Below are 20694 nucleotides of genomic sequence, written 5' to 3'. Positions count from 1 at the left end.
CAAGGCACTCCGTCCCACACTGTGAAGGGCACCAACCAGAATGCTTGAACTCAAAGATATAAAGCTGTCCTACGGAAGCACGCAGGTCCTGAATGGCGTCAATCTCTCGGTAAAGCGAGGCGACGTTGTGTCAATCATCGGCCCAAGCGGCACCGGCAAGACCACCCTGCTGAAGTGCATCAACTACCTGGTTAAGCCGGCATCTGGAACCATCGCATTCGATCAGATTCGGATGGATTACCAGCGCGCTGACAAGGCAGCTATCCAGGCGATCCGGCTCCGGACAGCGATGGTCTTTCAGCAATTCAACGTCTTCAAGAACATGACCGTCCTCCAGAACGTCATGGATCCGCTAGTCGTCGTGCAGCGCAAATCCACGGACGAAGCCCGTGAAATCGCGCTCAGGGAGCTTGAACGAGTTGGCCTCTCCTCCAAGCGAGACAGCTATCCATCCCAGCTCTCGGGCGGCCAGTTGCAGCGTACAGGCATCGCACGTGCGCTGGCGGTTCGGCCGGATGTGATGCTCTTCGACGAGCCGACGTCATCGCTGGATCCTGAACTTGTTGGCGAAGTTCTGAAGGTGATTAGAGACGTCACGTCGTCTGGCATCACTTCGCTCCTTGTGACCCACGAGATGCAATTTGCAAAAAGCATCTCTAACCGCATCGTTTTCATGGATCGGGGCGTCGTTGCCGCCGATGGCAGCCCGGCTGAGATCTTCGATTCACCGTCCAGCCCAAGGCTTGCCCAGTTTCTCAGTTCTGAACACTCACTCCAATAAGAAGGGAACATAACAAATGTCTGCAATCAAATTCAGTTCTTCCCGTCGCCTCGCTCTAGCAGTAGCGGGCGGCATGGCAATCGCCCTCGTATGGGCGGGGTCCAGCTTTGGTGAGGGCGTCCGCACGATCAAGATCGCAACGTCGGCAGAATCCAAGCCGCTGGCGTGGGGGGCGATCGGCGTCGAACCACAAGGATATGAACCCGAACTCCTCAAAGCGATCAACGCAAAGCTGCCGCAGTACAAATTCGAAATGGAAGGTGTCTCGGACATCGCGCAGGAAACCGGCCTTGCCACCGGGAAGTACGACATCGCGGTCGGTGGTTACTACAAGTCACCCGAGCGCGCCAAGCAGTTCTTCATTCCGGAAAACCCCATGGGCGCCAGCCTGATGAAGATCTATAGCAAAAAGGGCAGCGGCATCAAAGAAATGAAAGATCTGGTCGGCAAGAGGATCGTTCCGACCACGGCTGGCGGCGGAACCTATAAGTTCATCATGAACTGGCAAAAAGAAAATCCGCAATACAAGCTTGACGTGACGGCGTCGAGCGCCGGAATCCCGTATCCAAACCGTTTGGACGAAGTTCAGAACGGCAAGTTCGACGCGCTGGTCCTGCCTTCAAATCTTGGTGAGCAGACCGTCATCGATGAAAAGAAGCTCGACATCGTGGCGTCCGAACCAGTCTTCACCACAATACTTATATGCTTATTCACAAGTCAGATGAAAACAAGGTTCTGGTCAATGACGTGAACAAAGTTCTGAAGGAGTTGAAAGACGACGCTACGATCGAAAAGCTCTCGCAGAAGTGGTTTGGCGAAGGCATCGTCAAGTATATGAAATGATGCGATCTGAGTAGATATCGTCAGCGGCAAGGCTGAATTGCAAGAAGGAGTGTTTCAAAGTGGATGTTTCTGCTATGATTCCCGAGTTGCTCTCGGCATTGCCGCTGACGCTCGCTATCACGTTTACCGCCATGTTGGTCGGCTTTTGCTTGGCGCTCGTTGCGACAACATTGCGGATTCGCAGGATACCAGTGGTCAGCCACCTCACCGACCTCTACGTGTCCTATGCCCGCAGCGTTCCCGTCGTCCTCCAGTTGTTCGTCGCGTTCTACGGGCTCCCCCTATTGGTGGCCCTGTTCGGCTCCGCAGATTTCTTCTCGCCGACGATCGCTGCGATGGTCGGACTGAGCTTTTACCACGGCGGCTATCTGTCGGAAGTCCTTCGGCCCGCATACCTGGCCGTCGATCGCGGCCAGCATGATGCGGCCGACAGTCTAGGATATACCTTTCGCCAGAAGATCACCCGCATCGTGGGCCCGCAAGCGGTGCACTTCGCATTGCCTGGCTATGGAAATTCCATCATCTACCTGATCCATAACGTTGCGCTGGTCATGTACATCGGGGCGGCCGACGTGATGGCGACCGCGCACTTGATCATGGAGCGCGACTATAACCAGTACCAGTTCGAAACATACCTCGTCCTGGCCGTCATCTATGCGCTGATGTGCCTGATTGCCTGGTTCATCGTGCACTTGTTCGAGCTTCGCTCGCCGATGCAGGCGCCTGAGGCCACGACAACAGCTCAGATCAAGAACGCGGCCATCGCCAGCGTCTGACCTAAAGGGTATTAAACCATGTTCGATACCGAAATTTTGCTCCAGGACACCCAGGAAATTCTGGGCGCCGTACCTGTAACGCTTGGAATGGCGCTGACGATTTTCGTCTTGTCGACGCTAGTCGGCAGCATTTTCGCACTCGTCGAATATAGACGAGTCCCGGTGCTGCGAGAGCTCATCATGGCTTACAAGATCGTCTTCAAGGGCGTTCCGATGGTCATCGTGATTTTCCTCGCCTATTTCGGTCTGCCCCCGGCATTCCAGTTCCTGCTCTCGTTGCTCGGGGTCAACTTCAACGCCCACGAAACACCCAACTCGGTTATCCTTATTATTGCGGTGACAGGCTGTATCGCTGCGTTCCAATCGGAGATTATCAAGGGAGCCCTGAACGCCTTTGACACCGGTCAGTCAGACGCGGCCTATTCGCTGGGCTATACGAACGGCCAATTGTTCCGACGGATTCTGTTTCCCCAGGTGGCTCTCACGGCAATTCCCGACCTGACAACCTCGATGATGGTCATCATGAAGGCGCTTTCTCTCGGATTTGCCATCGAGGTTGTCGATATATTCGCCCAGTCCCAGCTGACCGCCGCGCTGAACTACTACTATCTCGAAGCCTTCGTGATTGCCGTCGTGATCTACATGGTGATTGCCTATATCGTCACCCAGATTGCCGATCGGCTGGAGCAAGCCCTTAGGGTACGGACCTGAGCGAAGCGTCGTCGGAACCCGCGCATCAAGGCGGAGGAACTCAAGGCTCTGTTGAGAGCCTGCAAACAGCCGACGTGCGGGGCCAGCTCGCAGCCAGATCTGTGGGCTTGTAATAGACACCTTGGCGGGGCCTGCGGCCGAAGGCTTGCTCGACGGCCAGCGGCGCGTCCCAATTGCGCGCCGGATTATCGCAGATTGGTCAGATCCACTGGACGATTGTTGATGATCGCTTCCATCGAGAAGAAGCCTGTCACCGTAGCCAGGTCGAAGTTCGTGATCAGTTTCTGGTAGAACGCATCGTAGCCGGACATGCCTTGCGTCACGACCTTGATCAGATAGTCCCAGTCCCCTCCGATCCGATAGAAATCGATCACCTCCGGCAACCGTTCAACATGGGCACGGAACGCCTCACTCCACTCCTTGGAATGGTGGCGAGTGCGGACCATTACGAAAACCGTCAGGTCGAGACCCAGCGCTCGCAGATCGATATTGCTGTGCGACCCCCGGATAAGACCTAGCGACTGCAGGCGCTGGATCCGCCGCCAGCACGCGTTCTGGGACAGGCCGACCCTCTCCGCCAAATCTCGCTGCGAAAGGCTTGCATCGATCTGCATGGCCGTCAAAATCTTCATATCAAATACATCGATTTTCGCCCGATCTTCGATCATCTGACACGCTCTTTGCAAGAAATTGCAGAAAATAGGTGAATTTTTTCGACCGTGGAGCAGGCTACAATCCGAGTCAACATCCGAGCCGGGGAGAATGACCGTGCAAGCAGCTCGCCCGACGACAGGGCAGACCGAGACCCCTCTGTCAAAGTTCCGCCAGGGGCTGAAGAAAAAGGCTGACGTCACCGCCGACCTCCGGGATGGGCTTGTGGGATCGACGGCGAAAATCGTGGGTCCCTACGGGCAAAAGGACCTGGTGTACGCCGACTATGTCGCGTCAGGCCGCGCACTCCGTCAGATCGAGCGCTTTGTGCTTGAGGAGGTCCTGCCGTACTACGCCAACAGCCACACGGAAGCCTCCTATTGCGGAGGCTTCATGACCCGCATGCGTCGGGAAGCGCGCGCCCTGGTCGGTCAATTCTGCGGGGCCACCGAACGGCATGCTGTGATCTTCACCGGCTCCGGCGCTACGTCGGGGATCAACCGCCTCGTCAAGCTATTCGGCGTCGCCGAAGCCGTGGCAGCGGGCAAGCGCGCTCGGATCATTATCGGTCCCTATGAGCATCACTCCAACATTCTGCCCTGGCGCGAGAGCGGAGCAGAAATCGTGGAAATCGCCGAGGATCCGTCCGGCGGGCCTGACCTGTCTCACCTCAAGGACGCGCTTGCGGACCGGTCGCCAACTCTGACGATATGCACCATGTCCGCGGCCTCGAACGTAACGGGCATCACGAGCGATGTCGCGGCCGTCACCGCGATGGCGAACGCCGCCGGCGCAAAGATGATCTGGGACTATGCCGGCGCAGGTCCTTATCTGCCGATTTCCATGTCGCCCGCCCCTGATGCCGAGATCGACGCGATAGTCGTTTCGCCTCACAAGTTCCTCGGGGGCCCCGGTGCCTCCGGCATCTTGATCGTTCGACGCGATGGACTTTCAGAGACAAAGCCGTCGTGGCCAGGTGGCGGGACGGTGAAGTTCGTCTCACCCAAAACACACGATTACAGCGATAGCCTGGAATCACGCGAGGAAGCCGGCACGCCGAACGTGATCGGCGACATACGAGCCGCGCTGGCCTTCATCGTCAAAGATGCGATCGGACTTGATGCGACGGTAGCGCGCAATCGCGAGCTTGCGCGTCGTGCTTTTCGCGCATGGAAAGACGTGCCGCGGCTGGAGCTCCTCGGCCTGTCGGGTCCTGACCGGCTTCCGATCTATTCCTTTAGGGTCAAAAACGGAAAGGGCGGCTACGTCCACCAGCAGTTGATCACGCGCATGCTTAGCGACCGATTCGGGATCCAGGCTCGCGGTGGCTGCGCCTGTGCCGGCCCGTATGTTCACAGACTGCTGTCGATCGACGACGAGCAGTCCGAGGAAATCAGGCAAGCCATTCTCTCCGGCGACGAAATGAAAAAGCCGGGATTCACCCGGTTGAATTTCAGCGTTCTGCTGCCGGACGAGAAGGTGCAGTTCATACTCGATGCCGTGGCGCAGATTGCGTCCGACGCAACGGACTTCGAGCGTGACTACGACCTCGACCCTGGCCGGGCGATCTTTTTCCCGCGAGCCGCAGTCGAGGGCATCGCCCATGCAGCAGCCTGAAGTCGTCGGCTTCTACGATGCACGGACGGGCAGCATCCAATATGTCGTTGCATGCCCGAGTTCGCGAAGATGCGCCATCGTCGACCCAGTGCTCGATTTCGACGAAAAGTCTGGCTCGACGGCAACGACAAATGCGACACGATCCTCGACTACATCAACAGCCACAATTTGAAGCTCGAGTGGATCCTGGACACCCATCCGCATGCCGATCACTTTTCGGCCGCGGGTTATCTCAAGGCAAAAACCGGCGTGCCGACAGCGATCGGCGGGCGCGTGAAGCAAGTGCAGCGGATCTGGCAACGGATCTATAACTTCTCGGATCTCCCGTGTGACGGCTCACAATGGGATCGGCTGTTTTGCGACGGCGAGACCTTCAACATCGGCGAGCTGGAAGCGCGCGTCACGCACTCGCCAGGACACACCTTGGCGTCGATAAGCTATGTCATCGGCGATGCAGCGTTCATTCACGACACACTTTTCATGCCCGATAGCGGCTCCGCCCGTGCAGATTTTCCAGGCGGCAGCGCAGCTGATCTGTGGCAGTCCATCCAGGACATTTTGAGCTTACCCGGCGAGACCCGTCTCTTTACCGGTCACGACTACAGGCCGGGAGGGCGCCAGGCTCTGTGGGAGAGTTCGGTGGCGGAGCAGAAAGAGAAAAACCAGCACGTCGCCGGTCAATCTCGGAGTGCGTTCATCAGGCTTCGAGAGGCGCGAGACAGGGCATTGCCGATGCCAAGGCTCATGTTGCATGCCCTCCAGGTCAATATTCGCGGAGGAGAGCTGCCTCAGGTCGAGGAAAATGGCCTGCGTTATCTGAAAATCCCGCTCAACGCGCTGCCGCATCGCCGGATTAGCGACGAATTGGATGGCTCTCTCCAGCAGTTCCTGCGCGCGATCGCTTCAGGATCACTGATCGGATGTACGCTCGGTCCGATTGGCTGAGGCGAGTCGATCCTCGCCACGCCCTATTGATGTACGTCCTCGGGATCAGCAATCCTCGGAAGTGATCGCGGTAAGCAATTGCAGTGGCGCGTCTGCAACACTATTATCGATCGGAGGGGATATCTCGGATGTGGGATAGGATCATAAAGCTTCGGATATCGAGCCACACCTGGGAGGTAATTCTTTTGGGGACGAAAAGCTTGAGGCGAAGCTCAAGTAGCCGATGTATGTACTGGTGATTTGGCGCGATTCCAGTCGACTAGAGCAATTTGATAGGTGCTCCAGACAGGCCGGAACTACCGAAGGCTGATCGCGGCTTTCATGTTCCTCGCGCGCAACTAAATAGCCGGATTTGGCGCTCCTAACTCGTTCCCATGGCCGGCACAGTTGACTGCGGGCGACCCGGGCAGCGATCATAGCGATCGCCCACCAAAATCACCGCTTGTTCTCCCTTAGCGCTCTTGGTGTTTCAACGCGATGCCCTCAAACATAGATGCGACCGGTCTTGCCGCATTAAGGCGCGGACGTCTAAGTTACACGACGCGAATGCCAGTCCTATCCTTTCCACATCGTCGAGCGGAGAAGAGCCACCTCAAAGCCCTTGGCCGCGCCGGAGCGCTTGATAATTTCGATGGTCCATGTGCCGAGATTGGCCAGAGCCTGCGACAGTTTTTCTCCGGCATAGGCGCCGTCGGCGAACAGATGGCGTAACCAGGGATAAAGCCGTCGAATGGAGGCGCTGACGCCGACTGCCCCATCCCTGTCCTGGATGTTAGCCGTGTGCACCGTCAGCCCGACCAAGTGTCCCTCGGTGTCGGTAATGATGTGGCGCTTGCGGCCTTTGAATCAGAGCGATGGCCCCGCCGAAGAGCGCTGGCAAGAATGACACCTGGATCAGGTCCACAATCGGGATCAGGACGACGCCGACTGCCAGCCAGACCAAGAGGTAGGGAAACATGAACAGCAAACTTGCGTGCTACCGCGGAGGCCCAATGGTCTGCTGCCAAACATGGGCCAACGGCGCCGCCAGCAGCGGGGCCATCATCCCCATCAGCATAGCGCACCACGATAACGCGACCAGCGTCAGGTCACCCCTGCAACCGCCGCTTCAGCCCTAGCCGTAAGCGCCTGCGCGAATGTTCCCCTTAAACAAAGATCAGGTGTTGTGGGAACCATCTTTGACCAGACCATAAAAGCCCAGCCCAGCAGCGTGACGGACAGCAAGGGCCGTGGCAGTCGACGAAGCAAAATCCAAATGGCACTAACGACCCGCATGTTATCGTCCTGACAGTAAATTCGTCGCTAGAAACAGAAGCTTTTTGGCACTGGGAATATCAGTTCATCGATGGCACTCACGGAGTTGCCGTGATCGGCAAACAAGGCCCGCGCGTTTCCTCGAATGGAAGGCATAAACCCCATCCGAGAATTGCCGGCGTTACAGAGAAATTTAGATGATCAACTATACTTAAAGTTAAGCTAGCTACAATAGAAATTTGAGCGGCCAGTATCCGGCACCTCCATTTCTCACTAGGAGGTTCCACCAATTGGAGCCGCATCTGCCATCGTCGGCCAAATGTTCCGACGGATTCTGTTTCCTCAGGTGGCTCTCACGCAATTCCCGACCTGACAACCTCGATGATGGTCATCATGAAGGCGCTTTCACTCGGATTTGCCATCGAGGTCGTCGATATATTCGCCCAGTCCCAGCTGACCGCCGCGCTGAACTTCTACTACCTCGAAGCCTTCGTAATTGCCGTCGTGATCTATATGGTTATTGCCTATATCGTCACACAGATTGCCGATCGGCTGGAGCAAGCCCTTAGGGTACGGACCTGAGCGAAGCGTCGTCAGGACCCGCGCAGCAAGGGCGCGGTGGCGGCGTCTTCCTCGCCTCCGATGCCTGAAGGTTTTATCAACGGCCGTACGCTCTACGTCTACGTCTACGGCGGCATCACCGCATCGCCGTGACATTGGACTCGCATGAGCGATGCGAAATGTAGCGTTTGGCCCCTATGTCGCCCGATTCCTGACAGCTCTTGCCATCCAAGAACTTTAGATGAAGCGGAAGATCGGCAACTGCTTTTCGTCCTGAACACTCTGGAGACGCCTGTTGCAGTGCCGGCGATACTGTCGGGAGCTGACTTGTAATCGGCGCGCCGGTGGAGGCCGCGATCAATCTCGATGCTCACGGGTGCGCCTTGGTTCGCCTTTACCCTATCCCGGCGCCGAGCCGAAATGTTGGATCATCAGTTCGGTGAGCACCCGGATTTTCCGCGCCGGGTGCTGTCCCGGCGGTCGGACGACATATATGCCGGCCTCAGGAAACCGATAGCGTGTCATCACCGGGACCAAGGCGCCGGAAGCCAAATGGTCCTCGGTCAGGAAATCCGGCAGCGCGGCGATCCCTAGGCCCGCCACTGCCGCGGCGACGAGCGCGACGCCGTTGTCCGCCTTGAACCGTCCCTGCGGGTGAGCGGTAACAGTCTTGTCTGCGTCGATAAGTTGCCAAGCTTCCGTACCCTGCAACACGGCTTGGTGCATCGGAAGGTCGTCAAGCGTCTCTGGAGCTCCATGCTCCTTGATGTAATCCGGACTCGCGACGAGCCTTCCATAGATCGGCCCTATGCGACGCGCGATCAGGTCGGAGTCGGGAAGGTAGCCGACACGTATGGCGCAGTCGAAACCCTCTCCGACAAGATCGACGAAGCGATCACTGTAAGACGCATGCACGCTCAGCAGCGGGTGGCGCTTCGCAAGTTCTGCAAACACCGGCGCCAGATGTGTTGTTCCGAAGGAGAGCGGCGCTGCGATCCGCAGGCGCCCGCGCAGCTCGCCAGCGGGCAGGATGGTCTCCCGCGCGACATCTATTTCGGCGCAGACCCGGGCCGCGTGGTCGCGGAACGTGACGCCGGCTTCGGTCAGCGCGGCGCCCCGGGTGGTCCGTGCGAGAAGCTGCACACCAAGTTCCGCTTCCAGCCGGAACAGTCGCCGGCTGACGATGGATTTGGAGACCCCGAGCCGGCGGGCGGCCGGCGAGACGCCGCCAGCATCGGCCACTTCGACAAATGTTTGCAGGTCCTCAAGGTCCAACATGAGCGTTCCACTTTTCGCGACACAGCTTGCCTTGATGTAACACTACCACATCGCCTTCGGGAACGATGTGTGTGGATTGGTGGAGGCCGATGGGCCTCTGACCACCCTTTTCAGACAGCGCAGGTATCACGAATGCAAAATCAAACCACGACACTTGCGGCTGCCGGCCGTGTGCTGATCGCCGTTCTGTTTCTTCTGAGCGGCCTCGGCAAGATCGCGGCCCCCGCGATGACACAAGGCTATATCGCCTCGGCGGGTCTTCCGGCACCGCTTCTCGGCTACCTGATCGCGATCATCGTCGAGGTCGGAGGCGGGGTGTTGCTCGTGATTGGATATCAGACACGGATCATCGCCCTGGTCCTGGCGGGCTTTAGCGTGGCGGCCGCGTTGGCGTTTCACCATGATCTCGCGGACCAGAACCAACTGATCCATTTCCTCAAGAACATCGCTATTGCCGGTGGTCTGCTTCAGGTCGCTGCCTTCGGCGCGGGCTCGTTAAGCCTGGATGCCCGCCGGACCCAGCCCGTGCATTGAAGCAAACCAGCCGATGATTTGGGACGACCGGGCATCAGCAAACCCGGTCGCGTGTCCTACTCACGCCCAGACAAAGGAAATCGTTATGAGTGAAGCCCACGGTGTCTGGACTGCGGAACAGGTCGCGCTCATCCTGATCGACTATCAGAAAGAGATGTTCGAGAAGGTGAAGTCCGAGACGACACCGGACGAGATCGATCTGAACGTCCGGTTTCTGATCAGGGCCGCCAAAGCTTTCAATATCCCTGTGGTGCTGAGCACGGTCGGCGTTGAGATGGGCGTGAACGGTCCGACCCGAGCTTCGATCAGGGACGAACTGTCCGACGTCGAAGTCATCGACCGAAGCTCGATGGATGCCTGGGAAGATGCCGCATTCCGGGCCGCTGTCGAAAAGACGGGCAGAAGAGGCTGATCTTCGGCGCGCTCTACACCGAGATCTGTCTGGCATTCCCGGTCATCGACGCAATGGACGATGGCTACGAAGCCATGTTCGTCGTCGACGCGGTTGGCGGCATGTCACAGCTCGCCCACCGCACCGCGATCGAACGCCTGACGGCAGCCGGTGCGGTCCCGAATACGTCTCTCGCGCTAGTCACCGAGCTGTTCCGCGATTGGAAGTCGGCGCTCGCCGACCCGGTCCGGGACGTCATCAAGTGGTACATGCCCGAGGCTCAGAAGCTCGCAAGGCCGCAGCGTTTTCCCTGACGAGATGCGCCATGACTGGCTGCTGATGGCGAGTTGCGGGCGCCACCGAGTGATCTCCTCGCAGGCAGCCTCGGCTCTCTGAATGACGCCCCCGGGGCTCGCTTCTCGATGCAGGCTCGACCTGGGGATCGGAAACTTGGCGGAAGGAGCCACGTGACAATGCGTGGCAAACTGACTCGGGATCCTGGCACAAACGATGCCAGTACATGCAGACCCTCTGAGTTTCACAAACGCGTCGTTCAGGGGCGTGAACCAGGTGACGTTCAGCTATCGGACGAATGCGGAGGCGGCGGCGGCGTTGCTGCCTCCCGACCTGGAAATCGAACAAGACACCAAAGTGTCGGTGATGTTCCTGTCCTACGGGTTCAGCAGCGTCGGTCCGTTCCGGGAATACATCCACATCATCCACGCGCGTTTCCGCGGCGAAAATGTCGGATTTGTCCGCACATCTTCATTTCCAACGAACGAGGAATGCTCGCCGGGCGGGAGAGAGAGGGGTATCCGAAGCTGCTGGGCGAGATCGATTTCGACATGAACCAGTCCAATGTGTACGGGCTGGTCACGGCCCGGTTGTCGCGACCGGCCGACGTTGTGCTGGCGCAAGGGATTTTCCGCCCCAGCCAATTGGTCGGCGAAATCAGTGCGGACAATCCGCAGGTCGTCAAGGCGTTCGGATTGCGGGTCATCGGCTCGGCGGTTCCCGGCGGTCCCCTGGCCGTGTGCGAATTCGTGCGGTCGGCACTGGAGTTTTACGCTGGGGAAATCTGGTCCGGGGACGGCTCGCTGATGTTTACCGGAGCTTCGGCGTTCTCTGCGGTGCATCAACTGCCGATCGCCGGAGCCGTAGAGGCTACCGCGTTTTACAATTCCGCGTTCCGGCTGCGCCGGCCCATCGAAACATATCCGTTCGACGCGTGATGCAGCGCCGAAGGCGAGGACCTGTTAAGCTCGCCCCGTCGACACCCGTTTGTAGGTCTTCAAGGTCCAACATTAGCGTTCCGCGTTTCGCGACACAGCTTGGCCAACAGCAGGGCTACCGCATCGCACGGTCGGAGCGATACCATCAACATTAAGCGCCTCGCTTCCACCGGAGGAGCAGCAATGACGGAGACGAGAAGCGACGTCCTTGCGCTTAGCGCGCGTGGAGCATTGAGCGCCGCTCTGCCGTTTGATGCGGCATTCGGTCAAACTCAAGAGCTGCCAAATCAGAGAACAAATGTGGGGAGCAATCCGATGCCTGGTAGATTCGTTATCGCGAATGAAGCCCAGCTCAAGGTCGATGACTTTGGATCGTCCCGGCGGCTCAGCGATCCGCCCAGTACGGGCGCCAAGCAACTCACGGTGATCGAGGTCAATTTCGATCCGGGCAAAGGACACAGTTTCCACAAGCATCCCGACCAAGAAGAGGTGGTGCTTGTCCTTGCCGGGCAGGTCGAGCAGTGGATCGATCGTGAGAAGCGCATCCTCGGTCCCGGCGATTCCGCCTTCATCCCGGCAGATGTCGTGCACGCCTCGTTCAATACCGGCGACCAGCCCGCGAAGATCGCCGCAATCCTCGGACCCTCCGTCAGACCGACAGGGTACGAGGTGGTCGATGTCTCCAGCGATGCACCGTGGAATACGCTGCGGAAGTAAAAAGCCGCGGACGAAACGACGGATCATGCGATCCGGTTCTGGCCTTCTTGGCTTCAGTGCAGTCGATGCCGTTGGGAGACATACGAGGCGCCGCACGCGGGTGATCATGGCCGTGGGCGGGAAGCGGAAAGCGAGCGGTGACCGCGCTCGATATACCGAAGCAACAGGCAGGCGAGGCTATACGGGCATAGTCATGCAGCCTTCGGCACGCCGCTGCGGTGAATACGCAGCCGCCTCGATCTAGGTTTACGTCCGACGCAGCCGTTCCAGTTTTCGCGACACAGCTTGGCGCTGTGCGAGGCTACCGTCGCGCGCCTTTGAACAGCATCTTGGATCGGTCAGTACCAAGGAGAGTGTTATGGCAAGTATTCTGGTCCTCAACAGCAGTGTTCTTGGCGACGGGTCCGTTTCCAAAATTCTGGTCGAGGAAGCTGTTCACCGCTTGCTGGAGGCCAGCCCCGGCGCAACCGTTATTCGTCGCGACCTTGGTACCGTGCCGGTTCCGCATCTTACCACCGCCGATGTGGCGGGTGTCCGCGGCGAGCCCGCGACCGACACGGAACTCGCCGCCCGAGCTCTTTCGGACGAACTGATTGCCGAACTCCGCTCCGCGGACGCCGTCGTGATTGGCGCGCCGATGTACAATTTCAGCATCCCGACCGGCCTGCGCGCCTGGTTCGATTACGTTCTGCGTGCTGGCGAGACGTTCAGCTATTCGGAGGCGGGTCCGCAGGGGCTGCTGACCGGCAAGCGCGTCTTCGTCATCGAGTCTCGGGGCGGTCTTTACTCTGAAGGTCCCGCTCAGGCGATGGATTTCCAGGAACCCTATCTGCGGACCCTTCTGGGCTTCATCGGGCTGACCGATGTCACTTTCATCCACGCCGAGAAGATCGGCTTCGGGCCTGAAGCGCGCGAGGCTGCGCTCTCGGGTGCAATGCAGGCGCTCGCTAAAGCCGCCTGACCCACGCCACGCACAGGAGGCGGCAATGACCATTTCGAGTGCGACGGTCGACCTAGCGGTGGAAGAGGTTCTGCTTCCACCTGTTCGGGATCTTGGTGATGGCTTCAAGGTTCGTCGCGCGCTGCCGTCTGCGCAGCGCCGGACGGTCGGTCCCTTCATCTTCCTCGACCATTTCGGACCGATCGTGTTCCGCGCCGGGGCCGGCCCGGAGATCCGGCCGCATCCGCATATCGGCCTTTCGACGCTGAGCTATCTACTCGAGGGCGAGATGGTTCATCGCGACAGCGCCGGCAATGTCGAGACAATCCGGCCCGGCGACGTGAACTGGATGACGGCGGGCAGGGGCATCGTCCATTCGGAGCGTTCGCCTGCGAAATTCCAGACGCAGGGCGGGGCGATGTTCGGCCAGCAGATCTGGGTCGCCCTGCCCAAGGCCCTGGAAGAGATGGAGCCGGGTTTCTCCCATCATGCCGAAGACTTCTTGCCTGCGCTCGAAGCGGACGGAGTCTCGCTCACCATCGTTGCGGGCGAAGCTTTCGGAGAACGCTCGCCGGTGCCGGTTTATTCGGACCTGATGTATGTCGATGTCGTGCTCAAGCCCGGCGCGCGCCTGCAGGTCCCAGCCCAGCATATCGAGCGCGCGATGTTTGTCGTCTCGGGCGAGATTGAAGTCGCGGGCCAGACGGGCAGCTTCGGCGAAGCGCAGTTCGTGGTCTTCAAGCCCGGCGCCGAGATCGTGCTGCAAGCGCGCAGCGGCGCCCATCTGATGATGGTGGGCGGAGAACCCTTTCCCGAGCCGCGCCACATCTACTGGAACTTCGTCTCGAGCTCCAAGCACCGGATCGAACAGGCGAAGGACGACTGGCGGCAGGGGCGCTTTCCCGAGATCGCTGGCGAGACCGAGTTCATCCCGCTGCCTCCTGACCCATTGCGCATTGCGCCCCGCGGCTGACAACACATTGCAAGGAGGTGTTATGGAAATCGGTGTCGACAGTTTCGCGGCAATCCTCCCTGATCCGGCGACGGGCAAACTGCCTTCGGCAACCGACCGCATGGCCGATCTCCTCGAGGAGGTCGAGGTTGCCGACGACGTCGGCCTCGACGTGTTCGGCATCGGCGAGCACCACCGTGCCGAATTCCTCGATTCCGCACCCGCGATCATTCTGGCGGCCGCGGCTGCCCGCACCAAGAGTATCCGCCTCACGAGCGCCGTCACGGTCCTGAGCGCCGCCGATCCTGTGCGGGTGTTTCAGGAGTTTGCAACCCTCGACCTGATCGCGAAGGGGCGTGCCGAGATCGTCGTTGGCCGCGGTTCCTTCGGTGAGGCCTATCCATTGTTCGGCTTTCGGATGGAGGACTATGACGATCTTTTTGCGGAGAAACTCGAGCTCTTCCTCAAGCTTCGCGAGAAGACCCACCTCGCGTGGGAGGGGCGCTTCCGCCCGGCACTCACCGGGCAAGGCGTTTTCCTCCGGCCGCATCAGCAGCGCCTGCCGGTGTGGCTCGGCGTCGGAGGTACGCCGCAATCCTTCGCACGCGCCGGAACGCTCGGCCTCCCACTGATGGTCGCGATCATCGGCGGCAGCTTTGAGCGCTTCCGCCCGCTCGTCGATCTCTACCGCGAGAGCGGACTGCGCGCCGGGCACGCGCTTGAGCAACTCACAGTCGGTGCCCATGCGATGGGCTTCGTCGGAGAGACCATCGCAAAAGCCAAGGATGCCTTCTTCCCCGGCTGGGCGCATCTGACAACGACGATTGGCCGCGAACGCGGTTGGTTTGCACCGTCGCGCCAGCAGTTCGAGGCGATGTGCGGCCCGGAGGGCGCCTTTCTGATCGGTGATCCGGACACTGTCGCCAGCAAGATGCTCGATGCCGACAGCGCACTCGGCGGCGTATCGAGGATCACCTTCCAAATGAGCACGGCATCCCTCGAAACCGCTGCGATGAAGCGCTCGATCGAGCTGCTCGGAACCGAAGTAGCGCCGATCGTCCGCGCGGCGCGGTCAAAGCACGGGGCACCGACTGAAAAGGAGACCTCAAATGCCGAACTCTTCTGAACACTTGAGACGCTCCGCCGCAGTCACCGGCGCTGGCGGTGGCCTTGGCCGCGACATCGCGCTCGGACTGGCGGCCAAGGGCTATACTGTTTTCGGCACGGCCATGTCCGCCGCAGAGGTCCAGGATCTGAAGGACGCCTCCGGTGGACGCGTCAGCCTGACCGTCTGCGACATGACCAAGGAACAGGCCGTGAAAGCCTGGGCTGACGACGTGTCCGACGCGCTCGGCGATGGCGCCCTCGATCTTCTGATCAACAACGCAGGGATCCTTACCCCCGGCCCGATCGAGATTTTGCCGCTCGACGCCATCCGGCGCGAATTCGACGTCAACGTGTTCGGCGCCCTCTCGGTCATGAATGCGTTCCTGCCCGCATTGAGGAAGGCGCGCGGTCGCATCGTCCAGGTGAGCACCTGGACCGCCAGCGTACCGCTCCCGTTCAATGGGCCATCAGGCGCATCGAAGGTCGCCCTGGAGGTATTTGCGGCCGTCTACCGTGCCGAGCTGAAGCGCTTCGGCATCGATGTCGTGGTGGCTGCGGCAGGCAATATGAAGACTGGGGGACCGGCGAAAACGGCTGCCGCTCTAAAGCGGGTCGCGGACGATATGACCTCTGAACAGCGCGAGTTATACGGTCAAACATTCGAAACCTTCGCGAACACGCTCAACGGCATGCAGAGCAGTGGGCTCGAGTCGGCTGCGGCCGCGAAGCGTATCGTCGAACTGGCCGAACAGGTACCTGCACCGAGCCGCGCGCCGGTGGGACAGGACGCCGACGAAATGCTCCGCGCAGCTCGCGAGAAGTCCGACGCTGAACTGGATGGGCTCCGGCTTCAAGTCGCCGGCCTGAGCTAGGGCCTTCCAGCAAATCCACACTTCATAAGAAGGAGATACCCCATGCTTGAGCTCGTAGACGGCAACGACAGCCGTGCCGTTCGCAATAATGACAACATCCTTGGCTTCTATGATCTGGTGATCAACCAGAAGAAGGCGGAAGAATATGTGCCCAAGTTCATCGCGCCGGGTTACATCCAGCACAATCCCCTGATCGCAGATGGGCCAGTCGCCCTGGCGCAGTTTTTTGGCCAGATCAACAAGGAACGCGCTCTGGCGCGCGTCGTGGTCCACAAAATCATCGCCCTCGACGACTACGTCTGGGCCCATGTGAATTTTCTGAATCTTTTCAACGACGACCCGAATGACACCGGGATCGCCGGCGTCGACATCTACAAAATGGATGCCAACGGCAAAGCGATCGAGCATTGGGACACCTTGCAGGTGGTCGGCGATCCGCAGAACTCGGCCCCGTTGATCGCGCCAAACATTCCTCGCGCCAATGCAAATGGAATGTTCTGAAAGGGAAACGGTTACGCAAAGCCGCCTCCGACCGCGAAAGCTGACGAATCAGGAAGGGCGAAAAGATGAACTACGCCATCGTTGGATCGGGAGCGATCGGCACCGCGCTCGCTCGGCGTTTCGTTGCCAACGGAATCGACATCGCCATCGCCAACTCGAAGGGCCTAAAGAGCTTGGCTGGTTTGGTTAGTGAACTTGGGCCCATCGTAAAGCCTGTGACTGCCTCCGAAGCTCTCCGGGCCGACGTCGTCATTTTGGCTATCCCTTTCGACGCAGTACAGGATGCAGTGAAGGATGTTGAATGGGACAGCCGCATCGTGGTCGACGCCACGAACGCGATCGACTTCCCGGCGTTCTCGCCGCGCGACCTCAAGGGTCGTTTGTCGACGGAGATCGTTGCTGACGCCGTCCCGGGTGCGCGTGTGGTCAAGGCCTTCAACACGCTTCCGGCCGCAATCCTCGGGGCCGACCCGGCGGTGCTCGGCGGCCGTCGTGTGCTGTTCGTCTCGGGTGACGATCCATCGGCTCGGCTCGCTGTCGTGGACCTTGTCGAGCGCCTCGGCTTCGCCGCCGTCGATCTGGGCGGTATCGCTGAAGGCGGCCGTGCGCAGCAGTTCGGCGGTGGTGTTTCCGGCCAGGAATTCGTTCAACTCGGATGACCAGCACGCGCCACGATGGCAGCGAAAGGTTGAATTGGAGAAGGCGGTATGTCCTCAAACTTAGAAGGGAACAAAGCACTGGGGCGGCGATTCTTCGCCGCCATCGAAAGCGGGAATTTCAGCGTCTTCGACGAGATCGTTACGCAGGATTATGACGACCATCTGGCTGGGCAAGGTCGGGGGCGCGAGGCGCTCAAGCAGTACTTCGCGGGGCTTCACTCAGCGTTTGCTGATCTGAAGCTACCGATTTCGGCGATCGTCGCCGAAGGCGACCAGGTTGCTGTCCTGAATGCCGTCCGCGGGACGCACAAAGGCGATTTCGCCGGTGTCAAGGCCACTGGCAGAGAGATCAATACAATGGCGTTTCGGCTCTACCGAATTGAAAATGGGCATCTCGCCGAGCATTGGGAAGTTGCGGACTTCTCGACGCTTATGCAGCAACTTCAAGGATGATCGCGGATGTCAATGGTTCGCACGGGCGTACCTGCTAGCGAGACTGTTTGATATGATGGCCGAGGCGTTTCAGGCGGTGTTGGCAGTTCTCGTGTTGCTCGCGGTGCGGACGGCAAGCTACGAAGCGAACAGAGCGAGCCGCGATTGTCCTTCGAGCTTCGCCATCTTCGTTAACAGGTCGCGGCTGCCGAGTATTGGGACTTCCGCAAGGCGGCGTTGGCGTACATGGCTACAAGCATCGGATGGCGGCCTCATTCGCTTTCGCTGATTTGAACTTTGCAGATCTCGGCCATCGTGGCCGCAGACGACCAAGTGGCAGCCTTAAACGCCTTCTCCGGCAGGCACGGAGGCGATTTCGTTGGAATATGTCCACAAACAGAAGAATCGACGCGATGGCATCTCAGCTTTGCCGTATCCAGAATGGCCACCTTGCGGAGCATTGTGAAGTCGCGGACCTTGCCAGTTGTAGGGTGAAGCACGGTGAGGGCACTCCCTCCACATCATCGGTCAGGAGGCCTAAGCTTGGCTGGGAAATTTTTGAGACAAACGAATTGCGCAGAGGCGCCGGATGTGAGGCGAAATTTTGAATGAGAATGCGCTGAGATCGTTGCTGGGCAACGCAACGTCAGCTTTCGTCACCAGCCAAATCGTGAGGGCGCTATGTGAGCGCGGGCCACTGTCGGCCGCACAGGTTGCCCGGCTCACCGGACTTGCTCGCTCTACCGTGTCAACCGCGGTGGGGGAGCTGAAGCTCTTGGAAATTGTCATTGAGGGACCTGCGACCAATAGCACCCCTAGGGCAATCGGCCGACCGGCGACCCCGCTAACGCTCAATCCGCGTGCCGGCACGTGCGTGGGCGTTCACCTCAACCAGCAGGACATCCGCCTGGCGATCGCCGATGTCTCACATTCAGTAATTTTGGAGAAAAGTATCGAAGTTGAACCGGGCTATTCGCCCCAATGCGCGGCGGCCGTCGTGAGGGACATCGTGACCGTGGCTTACGGGGTTTGCGGGCTGGACATCTCGGCCCTGCTCGGCGTCGGCGTCTCGGTCTGCGGGCCGGTCAGCCCTGGGGGCATGGTGCAGCGCGCCAACGGCATGCCAACCTGGGCGGGAGTGAACATTTCGCAGATTTTCGGCGCCGTGTTGGAGAAGCCGGTCTTCGCGGACAACGAGAGCAACTGCTCGGCGCTGGCCGAAATGATGTGGGGTGCAGCCGCCGGTTATGAAGACTTCGTCCTGTTGAAACTCGATCTCGGTGTGGGCGGCGCGATCGTTCGCAACGGCAAAGTTATCACTGGGGTCGCCGGAGGGGGCGGCGAATTCGGTCACATGAGCATCGAGCCTAATGGCGGATTGTGCCGCTGCGGCAACCGTGGATGCCTCGAAGTTCAGATTGGCGTCGATCGCTCCCTGCAAGAGATGTCGAGGCTTTATGGGCGCATCATCACTATTTACGACGTGTCGGCGATGGCGTCCCAGGGTGATGTGGGCGCGCGTCGAATGATCGAGGACATGGCGGAACAGGCCGGCCGAGGGCTCGCCCTTATCGGCACGATCATCAATCCGCCGCTCGTCATCGTCAGCGGGCGTATGACGCGAGCAGGCGACATGCTGCTCAAGCCTCTCGTTGCGGTCTACGAAAAGCACACGCTGATGAAGGCACGCGATGTGCCTTCCCCGATGCGCACCCGCGTCATGATCGGAAAGCTGGCGGAGAATGATGCGGTGCTCGGTGCCGTCGGCTTGGCGCTTCGTGGGCTAGCTGCCTTACCTTGATCATGAGAGGGTCCTCAGGCTCGCTCATCTCGCGTTGGCTTTTCGTTCAAATCCGGCCGTGCTCTCAAAGTCGAAAAACTGCTGGATGGCCAGGGCTGCTGTCCCGCGTGACCACACATTGTTGTCCCAGTCGATTTCGACCGCTGGCGGTTTCTCAAACGAGGATTCTCTGACAGTGTTCACGAGGGGGTCGACGAGCGCAGGGCCGAAGCGGACCGCCTCGCCTCCAACGATGACAACTTCCGGATCGACCAGATCGATCATTGCGGTTACCCGACGCCCGATGTCACAACCGACTTCGCGCAGATACTCTAATGCGAGCCGGTCGCACTTCGCTGCGGCCTGCTGAAGGTCGACAGGGGTCTTGGGGGAGCGCTTGCGGATCTCCTGCCAAGCGCGGACTATCGCCGGTTCCGACAAGCGTCGATCCCAGCTCAGCCGCTCCTCGGTGGCGATCGAGCCGGCGTCTTCCTTGACCGGGAATCCGATCTCGCCAGCAGCGAAACGCGCACGGCGATGGATCTGACCGTTGAAGATAAACGCCGCCCCGACGCCGGTTCCAATGATCAGCACCAGCACTGAGTTGCGCCGACGCCCGTGGCCGAACAGCTGCTGAGCTATTGCGAATGCATTGACGTCGTTGTCGACCCAGACCGGCACACTGATGCGTGATGCAATAAGTGCCGCTATCGGCACGTCCCTCCAGTCGAAGCGCTGCGATACCAGGCAAATCCCTCTGTTCACGTCGATCAGCCCGGGCATCGCCATGCCAACACCGACAAGTTTCTGACGACCTTCGCGCCTATTCCGCAGGAGTGTGGAGACGCCCTTCTGGACCGCTGCAGCGACCGTGGCCGGCTCATGGTCAGCGAGCGGCAACTCGCAAGTGCCGATCGGTTGGGTGGAGAGGTCGGTGAGCGTACCCTCTAGCCGGTGCTGCGATAGCTTGAAGCCGATGGACCAATGCCTTGCGTAATTGATACTGAGCGGTATCGGGCGACGGCCGCCACTGCTTTGCGCGCTCTTGCCTTCAACAACGATGCCTTCCTCGATCAACTCGCCCGCAACGCCAGACACTGCGGCTGGGCTGAGGCCCGTCATCGCCGCTACTTCCATGCGGCTGAGCTCGCCCTCCCGCC

Annotated in this window: 17 protein-coding genes and 6 pseudogenes; 19 read left to right on the top strand and 4 right to left on the bottom strand. The window is 59.7% G+C overall.

Annotation, left to right across the window (positions count from 1 at the left end):
• Window positions 1–40 precede the first annotated feature (40 nt).
• The 4 genes and pseudogenes from NKJ93_RS19510 (at window position 41) to NKJ93_RS19495 (ending at window position 3111) form a co-directional block, all read left to right on the top strand.
• Complete coding sequence (locus NKJ93_RS19510) at window positions 41–781, top strand: amino acid ABC transporter ATP-binding protein (protein WP_352491423.1); 741 nt, start codon at window positions 41–43, stop codon at window positions 779–781.
• 16 nt (window positions 782–797) lie between these two features.
• A pseudogene (locus NKJ93_RS19505) lies at window positions 798–1624 on the top strand (transporter substrate-binding domain-containing protein).
• Window positions 1625–1683: 59 nt separating this feature from the next.
• Window positions 1684–2400, top strand: a complete 717-nt coding sequence (locus tag NKJ93_RS19500; RefSeq protein ID WP_031194726.1) for an amino acid ABC transporter permease — start codon at window positions 1684–1686, stop codon at window positions 2398–2400.
• Window positions 2401–2418: 18 nt separating this feature from the next.
• Window positions 2419–3111 carry an amino acid ABC transporter permease gene (locus tag NKJ93_RS19495; protein ID WP_352466326.1) on the top strand — a complete coding sequence of 231 codons (693 nt, stop codon included), beginning with the start codon at window positions 2419–2421 and terminating at the stop codon, window positions 3109–3111.
• 185 nt (window positions 3112–3296) lie between these two features.
• Here NKJ93_RS19495 and NKJ93_RS19490 read toward each other — a convergent pair whose 3' ends face one another.
• On the bottom strand, window positions 3297–3779 hold the full coding sequence (locus tag NKJ93_RS19490) for an Lrp/AsnC family transcriptional regulator (RefSeq protein ID WP_352466327.1): 483 nt from the start codon (window positions 3777–3779) through the stop codon (window positions 3297–3299).
• Window positions 3780–3873: 94 nt separating this feature from the next.
• Between NKJ93_RS19490 and NKJ93_RS19485 the strand changes: the two genes are divergently transcribed.
• Both NKJ93_RS19485 and NKJ93_RS19480 read left to right on the top strand, forming a co-directional pair.
• Entirely contained in the window at window positions 3874–5379 is a 1506-nt protein-coding gene (locus NKJ93_RS19485; RefSeq protein ID WP_352491424.1) for an aminotransferase class V-fold PLP-dependent enzyme, read from the top strand.
• A pseudogene (locus NKJ93_RS19480) lies at window positions 5366–6222 on the top strand (MBL fold metallo-hydrolase); the annotation flags it as partial. The gene NKJ93_RS19485 and the pseudogene NKJ93_RS19480, both read left to right, overlap by 14 nt.
• A 690-nt stretch (window positions 6223–6912) precedes the next feature.
• Here the strand turns inward: NKJ93_RS19480 and NKJ93_RS19475 are convergent.
• Window positions 6913–7167 (bottom strand): annotated as a pseudogene (locus NKJ93_RS19475) (IS5/IS1182 family transposase); the annotation flags it as partial.
• 727 nt (window positions 7168–7894) lie between these two features.
• Between NKJ93_RS19475 and NKJ93_RS19470 the strand changes: the two are divergent.
• Window positions 7895–8160: pseudogene (locus tag NKJ93_RS19470) on the top strand (ABC transporter permease family protein); the annotation flags it as partial.
• Window positions 8161–8538: 378 nt separating this feature from the next.
• Here NKJ93_RS19470 and NKJ93_RS19465 read toward each other — a convergent pair.
• Entirely contained in the window at window positions 8539–9414 is an 876-nt protein-coding gene (locus tag NKJ93_RS19465; protein ID WP_031194727.1) for a LysR family transcriptional regulator, read from the bottom strand.
• Between the two features lie 135 nt (window positions 9415–9549).
• Between NKJ93_RS19465 and NKJ93_RS19460 the strand changes: the two genes are divergently transcribed.
• The 12 genes and pseudogenes from NKJ93_RS19460 to NKJ93_RS19405 all read left to right on the top strand — a co-directional run bounded on the left by NKJ93_RS19460 (window position 9550) and on the right by NKJ93_RS19405 (window position 19555).
• Window positions 9550–9951, top strand: a complete 402-nt coding sequence (locus NKJ93_RS19460) for a DoxX family protein (protein WP_023721570.1) — start codon at window positions 9550–9552, stop codon at window positions 9949–9951.
• Window positions 9923–10656, top strand: a pseudogene (locus NKJ93_RS19455) (isochorismatase family protein). The gene NKJ93_RS19460 and the pseudogene NKJ93_RS19455 overlap by 29 nt, the downstream one beginning before the upstream one ends.
• Before the next feature lie 196 nt (window positions 10657–10852).
• A pseudogene (locus tag NKJ93_RS19450) lies at window positions 10853–11574 on the top strand (acetoacetate decarboxylase family protein).
• A 183-nt stretch (window positions 11575–11757) separates the two neighbouring features.
• Window positions 11758–12291, top strand: a complete 534-nt coding sequence (locus tag NKJ93_RS19445; protein WP_084642941.1) for a cupin domain-containing protein — start codon at window positions 11758–11760, stop codon at window positions 12289–12291.
• Between the two features lie 358 nt (window positions 12292–12649).
• Window positions 12650–13252 carry an FMN-dependent NADH-azoreductase gene (locus tag NKJ93_RS19440; RefSeq protein ID WP_023721575.1) on the top strand — a complete coding sequence of 201 codons (603 nt, stop codon included), beginning with the start codon at window positions 12650–12652 and terminating at the stop codon, window positions 13250–13252.
• 25 nt (window positions 13253–13277) lie between these two features.
• Complete coding sequence (locus NKJ93_RS19435; protein WP_023721576.1) at window positions 13278–14204, top strand: pirin family protein; 927 nt, start codon at window positions 13278–13280, stop codon at window positions 14202–14204.
• A 22-nt stretch (window positions 14205–14226) separates the two neighbouring features.
• Window positions 14227–15309, top strand: coding sequence for an LLM class flavin-dependent oxidoreductase (locus NKJ93_RS19430; protein WP_023721577.1), 1083 nt, complete (start codon window positions 14227–14229; stop codon window positions 15307–15309).
• Entirely contained in the window at window positions 15293–16162 is an 870-nt protein-coding gene (locus NKJ93_RS19425) for an SDR family NAD(P)-dependent oxidoreductase (protein WP_031194731.1), read from the top strand. The genes NKJ93_RS19430 and NKJ93_RS19425 overlap by 17 nt, the downstream gene beginning before the upstream one ends.
• A 42-nt stretch (window positions 16163–16204) precedes the next feature.
• Window positions 16205–16663, top strand: a complete 459-nt coding sequence (locus NKJ93_RS19420) for a nuclear transport factor 2 family protein (protein WP_352590741.1) — start codon at window positions 16205–16207, stop codon at window positions 16661–16663.
• A 65-nt stretch (window positions 16664–16728) separates the two neighbouring features.
• Window positions 16729–17322, top strand: coding sequence for an NADPH-dependent F420 reductase (locus NKJ93_RS19415; protein WP_023721580.1), 594 nt, complete (start codon window positions 16729–16731; stop codon window positions 17320–17322).
• A gap of 48 nt (window positions 17323–17370) precedes the next feature.
• The gene (locus NKJ93_RS19410) at window positions 17371–17775 is read left to right on the top strand and encodes an ester cyclase (RefSeq protein WP_023721581.1); all 405 of its coding nucleotides are present in this window, start codon (window positions 17371–17373) and stop codon (window positions 17773–17775) included.
• Between the two features lie 754 nt (window positions 17776–18529).
• Window positions 18530–19555, top strand: coding sequence for an ROK family protein (locus NKJ93_RS19405; RefSeq protein WP_352491425.1), 1026 nt, complete (start codon window positions 18530–18532; stop codon window positions 19553–19555).
• 24 nt (window positions 19556–19579) lie between these two features.
• Here NKJ93_RS19405 and NKJ93_RS19400 read toward each other — a convergent pair whose 3' ends face one another.
• Window positions 19580–20656: an ROK family protein gene (locus tag NKJ93_RS19400; RefSeq protein ID WP_352590761.1), complete on the bottom strand. Its 1077-nt coding sequence runs from the start codon at window positions 20654–20656 to the stop codon at window positions 19580–19582.
• Between the last annotated feature and the right edge of the window lie 38 nt (window positions 20657–20694).

This window comes from Mesorhizobium sp. M0028 (genome assembly GCF_040323855.1).
Lineage (GTDB): Bacteria > Pseudomonadota > Alphaproteobacteria > Rhizobiales > Rhizobiaceae > Mesorhizobium.
This window is presented reverse-complemented; position numbering and strand designations above follow the sequence as displayed.